This window comes from Candidatus Jordarchaeum sp. (assembly GCF_052745115.1).
The window spans coordinates 1-4,521 of the sequence record NZ_JBRAKS010000311.1; the positions used below are offsets into that span (position 1 = coordinate 1).

Annotated in this window: 7 protein-coding genes; 5 read left to right on the forward strand and 2 right to left on the reverse strand. The window is 36.1% G+C overall.

The genetic code is table 11. The annotated features are described in order from the left end of the window. The first annotated feature begins 235 nt into the window (after window positions 1-235). Entirely contained in the window at window positions 236-706 is a 471-nt protein-coding gene (locus ACUVXA_RS16715; RefSeq protein ID WP_445872425.1) for a hypothetical protein, read from the forward strand. 240 nt (window positions 707-946) lie between these two features. On the opposite strand, the gene ACUVXA_RS16720 is transcribed toward ACUVXA_RS16715, so the two are convergent. Together ACUVXA_RS16720 and hepT are read right to left on the reverse strand one after the other, a co-directional pair. Next, window positions 947-1,330 carry a nucleotidyltransferase domain-containing protein gene (locus ACUVXA_RS16720; protein WP_445872426.1) on the reverse strand — a complete coding sequence of 128 codons (384 nt, stop codon included), beginning with the start codon at window positions 1,328-1,330 and terminating at the stop codon, window positions 947-949. Next, on the reverse strand, window positions 1,321-1,737 hold the full coding sequence (hepT, locus tag ACUVXA_RS16725; RefSeq protein WP_445872427.1) for a type VII toxin-antitoxin system HepT family RNase toxin: 417 nt from the start codon (window positions 1,735-1,737) through the stop codon (window positions 1,321-1,323). Before hepT ends, ACUVXA_RS16720 begins: the two co-directional genes overlap by 10 nt. Window positions 1,738-2,063: 326 nt before the next feature. On the opposite strand from hepT, the gene ACUVXA_RS16730 reads away from it, so the two are divergent. From ACUVXA_RS16730 to ACUVXA_RS16745, 4 genes are all read left to right on the forward strand, one after another. Continuing rightward, complete coding sequence (locus ACUVXA_RS16730) at window positions 2,064-2,582, forward strand: hypothetical protein (RefSeq protein WP_445872428.1); 519 nt, start codon at window positions 2,064-2,066, stop codon at window positions 2,580-2,582. Between the two features lie 565 nt (window positions 2,583-3,147). Then, entirely contained in the window at window positions 3,148-3,375 is a 228-nt protein-coding gene (locus tag ACUVXA_RS16735; protein ID WP_445872429.1) for a hypothetical protein, read from the forward strand. A gap of 219 nt (window positions 3,376-3,594) precedes the next feature. Beyond that, window positions 3,595-3,918 (forward strand): UPF0175 family protein, encoded by a 324-nt coding sequence (locus ACUVXA_RS16740; RefSeq protein ID WP_445872430.1) that lies wholly within the window; start codon window positions 3,595-3,597, stop codon window positions 3,916-3,918. Then, complete coding sequence (locus ACUVXA_RS16745) at window positions 3,915-4,421, forward strand: DUF3368 domain-containing protein (RefSeq protein WP_445872431.1); 507 nt, start codon at window positions 3,915-3,917, stop codon at window positions 4,419-4,421. The genes ACUVXA_RS16740 and ACUVXA_RS16745 overlap by 4 nt, the downstream gene beginning before the upstream one ends. Window positions 4,422-4,521: the final 100 nt, after the last annotated feature.

Consider the following 4,521-nt stretch of genomic DNA (forward strand, 5'->3'; position numbering starts at 1 on the left):
AGCAATAATCACTTCCTATGGGGCACTAACTTTACTATCTTATACACTTATATTTTTTATGATTCCTTCAATGGTTTCTATCATAAATCCTGCTTTAGATAATTTTTACATTACAATGGAGTTTCCTATCCTCTCCAGTTACAATGAATTATTTTATCAATTCGATCCCCTATTTTTGATATTCTTCTTATTTGTACTATTTTTTTTCTGGGTAATAATATACATTGTGGGATTTATGTTTAGAAGGTTCTCAAACCGTTTAATCCGTGCCTCCCTCCCTCTTTTTACAGAAAAAATCAAATCAGCAAAATTCTCAATAGTACCCCTTTCAGAGCTACAAGAAGCTTTAGGTCTCACATATCTCAAAAAGGATATCTTTAAGACTATCCTCACAAGAATGATAAAACCCGCAAAACAGAAATCCATTCTATACTTCAACTTAATTAACGATTACCTTTACCTCAAAATATCATTACAGGACTACGTAAATAAGGAACTAGAAAAATCTGACCGCATCGACGTCCAAAAAATAGCCTCAGACTTGGAAATAAACCCTAAAATAATCGAGAAAATTATCTGGAGACTCATCAACGAAAAAATTCTCCCAAACACAAAGTTAACCGAAAAAGGAATTATCTATAAAATTCCTCCGAAACCCGAAGGAATAACGGATAAAATAGCGCAAGCTCTAAAGAAACCAATTTAAAAATCATCCATCTTTATCTCCAAACTTCCGTAAAATAGAATGGGTCATAGAGTATAAGAAAGGAAATTGTAAATTAACAATTTCTTTTTCTGGAAATAACCAAATAAATAATAATCGCAAATCGAATCAATTTTTAGAGTTTTTTGCAAGTACAAAAAATTAATTATAACGATGAGGAGCGTTTTTTAAATATTAACTGCCATTAACTTTTATCATCTGTTTTTGTTAAATGGTTTACTTTCATTTGAGGAGGGTTTCTATATCTTCTTTTGTTAGTGTATTCCGCCTCTCTTGATCCTTCCAGAGTTTCCTGTAGGTGTAGAAGTACTCGTACAAGTCTAGGACCTCTCTTGCATAGACTACGATGTGGTTTCTGATCACCTGAATTTTCAAGTACATTGGTAAAGATTCAAATATCTTGACATCATACGGTTCCCTAACATGCCTTAAAATAGTTCTAAAAAGAGAGTCGCGGTCTGCCTCCGGGGCAACCACGCAGATATCCACATCGCTCCTCGGAGTGGACTCACCTGAAGCCTGAGAGCCGTAAAGAAGCACGGCTAGAACATCACGGCGATCGGTTAGGAATCCGAAATCCCTCTTAACTTTCTCCACTAAATCCACTTTTTTACAACTCCTATGAACCCCTCTAGGGGAGTTATGAGTCTCAGCATCGCTTTGTAAGCTTCTTCTTCCTCCAGCTTATTGTATCTGTGGATTATCCAGTTGCGTAGACCATTAGCCTCCGCTAAAATATCCTCCATCTTGTCAGATATTACTTTTTCTTCTCTTAACGTTTCCAAGTTAGTATAATCATCCTTAGGTGGAACTCCACGGTCTCTAACCAGCATAGCTGCCAAATCCATGCAGGTTTCTACCACTTCCTGAAATGCCTTAAACACTGCTAAACGAGTCTTTTTATCCCCTAAAAACTTTTCAAGCGTTGTTTCCACCAGCCACTCTTTAACGGATTTAATGTTCTCTTGAATAGATTGAATTTTGCGAAGATAACTCTCCTTCCTTTCCTTCATTTCCACCATAGGTTTTCATAGTATTTTTACCTTTTCTATTTTACCATAATCCTCAAAGACACACAACTTTAAATTTTTGATTTCTGTTGAATTAACCTTGCCAAACCTGGGAGTAACAGTAAAAATCACGGAATCAGGGTTTTTGCACAAATCTAAAAGATAATTAATAAGATGAAATTATTATAAGAATCAAGGGTTTAGGGACGCTTTCCATTAAACCTGCGAAGATGTGGATAAATAACTGTACATATTCGCTGTTACATTTACTATACTCACTATCACACTGCGTATTAAAACCCTGATTTTAATCTTGGTGGGTTTGAATTATGAATTTGAGTAAAGATAAAGATTCTGTTAAACATAAGGAAATTCACAGACCTGCTGGTGTAGTTGCATTTTCCCTAATTTTCTTAATAGTCGCTGCATTAATGATAGTTATTGGGATGGTGCAGCCTCCACCAGAAGTTATCCAGTACTGGGGAGACGCATATGCGATTTATTTCATTTTAATAACTGGTCTTACTCCTATGGGTGGACCACCTGGTTATTCAGCTTTGCATTTTTGGTCAATTGAAGTTTTATTTCTCAAAATGATGATGTGGTTTGGACTAATTCTAGCACCAATAAGTATTACCTCAAGTTACGGCTTGCTAAGGCTGATGAACTGGGGACGATATCTTGCGTTGACAATGGGCGTAGCATATATAATAATCGGTATTTTCTTTTTCATTCCAATAGTATTCTTAAGTGCAATTACTCTGCTTAGTGTCCCCTTCATATTGTTTGGAATAGCTATAATTGTCTACTTTTTAGGAGATGTGAAATACGAGTTTGGGGAGAGATAAATGAGATATGAGTTCGAATAAGAAAAATAAATCTAAAAATATTAAGGGTATTACTGCTGGTATAGTCTTTATTGTTATTTTTCTTCTATTGATAGTACTTGGAAACGTTCTTATTACAATGTTTTTCTTTACAATTATTCAGAATCCTTACGCGCTGCCTATAGTATCAACACCTGATGTAATGGTTTCTTATTACATAATAAGATACCCCTTTTATGGTATTCAATTATTATGGTATCCTCTTGGGAGTTTTTTCTGGAATCCAGCGTGGAATTCTCTTGTCGAGGCTATGATATTTCCGTTGATGTACTTAATTTTATGGTCCTTTTCCCTGTGGTTGTGGTTGCAGTTGATTTTCTACCCGCTCCTAAGCGTAATTTTAGTTATAGTTTCTGTGGGACTTATTCGGATGAAGAACTGAGCTAGAATATTCACCATAATATTCTTTGCCTATAGCTCATTTTTTGCAGTTTTAAATTTAAAATGTGTTAGTTTGGAATATATTTTCTTCAATATAAACGCACTTTCGGTATTCGCCATTATCGGAACATTGGGTGTAGGTTTGATGTTGGCTATAACTAACATTCTCCACTTGATTTTAGCAATAGGAGTAGGTTATTATCTATTTGGAGATATTAGGTATAAATTTGGGATTAAGGGGGAACCTAAAAAGACTGCAAAGACTAAAATAGATCGAATTTTGAGTCAGAGGAATGATAATGTAAGTGGGTTGGGTAGAATGATTAAAGAAGCTTGGAAAAAAGAAGAGGAGCGCGTAAGGTCCAAAAAATAGCTAAAAGAGAATTAGGTCTCACGGTTTGATACGCTTTAAAAACAATTCAATTTATGAAAAAATAATTACTTATTCGGTGAGGGGGGAACTTGTAGATCTTTATGATGAGTTGTCTTAGTATTCTTTAAAAAGCGGGGAAAATCTGGGATGGTTAAATTTGTGATGACGTATTAGGTTATTTTTATATTTTGTATTACAAATAATATAGTTGGTGATACAATGTCGGAGATTTCGCCAAAAAGGATGATTTCAATAAGGTTGGATGAGGATCTTCATAAACAGATTCAACAGTACAGTAAGGAGAGGGGAGAGTCGAAAACAAAGGCGATGACTGAACTTATAAAGTTGGGGTTAGAAAAGTGGAGAATGGAAAAGGCCCTTGCGATGTACCGGGAGAGGAAGGTTTCCCTGTGGAAGGCTGCAAGCATAGCTAATGTTTCATTATGGGAGATGATTGACAAAATCAAGGAGTACGGCATCTACATGGACTACACGGAGGACGAGTTGGCAGAAGACATCAAGGCTCTGAGTGAGAAGAGATGAAGGCGGTCAGTAATGCTTCTCCTCTAATATATTTAGCGAAATTGAAACAAATAAGACTGCTACCTCAACTCTTTCAGGAAATTCTGGTACCAAATCGAGTTTACCAAGAAACAGTGATAAGAGGCAGAGAGTTGGGGTATGAGGATGCGAACCTAATATACGAGCAGGTTCAAACGGGTTTTATAAAGGTTAAGAGAGTTGGTTTGGAAAAACAGTTTTTAAAAGAGTTTCCAATAGGTGAGGGGGAAAAGGAGACCATTCAACTAGCGTTAAGAGAGAAAATCTCAACAGTTTTAGCGGATGAGAGAAAAGCCAGAATTGCAGCAGAGATACATGCACTTAAACCCTTGGGGACAATAGGAGTCCTATCACTCGCTGTTAGACAAGGGATAATATCTAAGAAACAAATGAAGGAAGATGTTCTGAAACTTGTGAAGAAGGGTTACAGGATAAGAGAAGAAACACTGTCCGCCATTCTAGAAGAACTAGAAAAAAGCCCATAGTGCTCTGACCCTTGAGTTTTCCTCTAATTTGAGAATTGATTCCATATCCTGGTCACTAAAACTTAACATATCTTTACATGGAGACATGGTAGGTTAGTTT

Coding starts and splice junctions, on each gene's coding strand:
- ACUVXA_RS16730 (WP_445872428.1), top strand. CDS start 2,064: ATGAATTTGAGTAAAGATAAAGATTCTGTTAAACATAAGGAAATTCAC.
- hepT (WP_445872427.1), bottom strand. CDS start 1,737: ATGAAGGAAAGGAAGGAGAGTTATCTTCGCAAAATTCAATCTATTCAA.
- ACUVXA_RS16735 (WP_445872429.1), top strand. CDS start 3,148: ATGTTGGCTATAACTAACATTCTCCACTTGATTTTAGCAATAGGAGTA.
- ACUVXA_RS16740 (WP_445872430.1), top strand. CDS start 3,595: ATGTCGGAGATTTCGCCAAAAAGGATGATTTCAATAAGGTTGGATGAG.
- ACUVXA_RS16715 (WP_445872425.1), top strand. CDS start 236: ATGTTTAGAAGGTTCTCAAACCGTTTAATCCGTGCCTCCCTCCCTCTT.
- ACUVXA_RS16745 (WP_445872431.1), top strand. CDS start 3,915: ATGAAGGCGGTCAGTAATGCTTCTCCTCTAATATATTTAGCGAAATTG.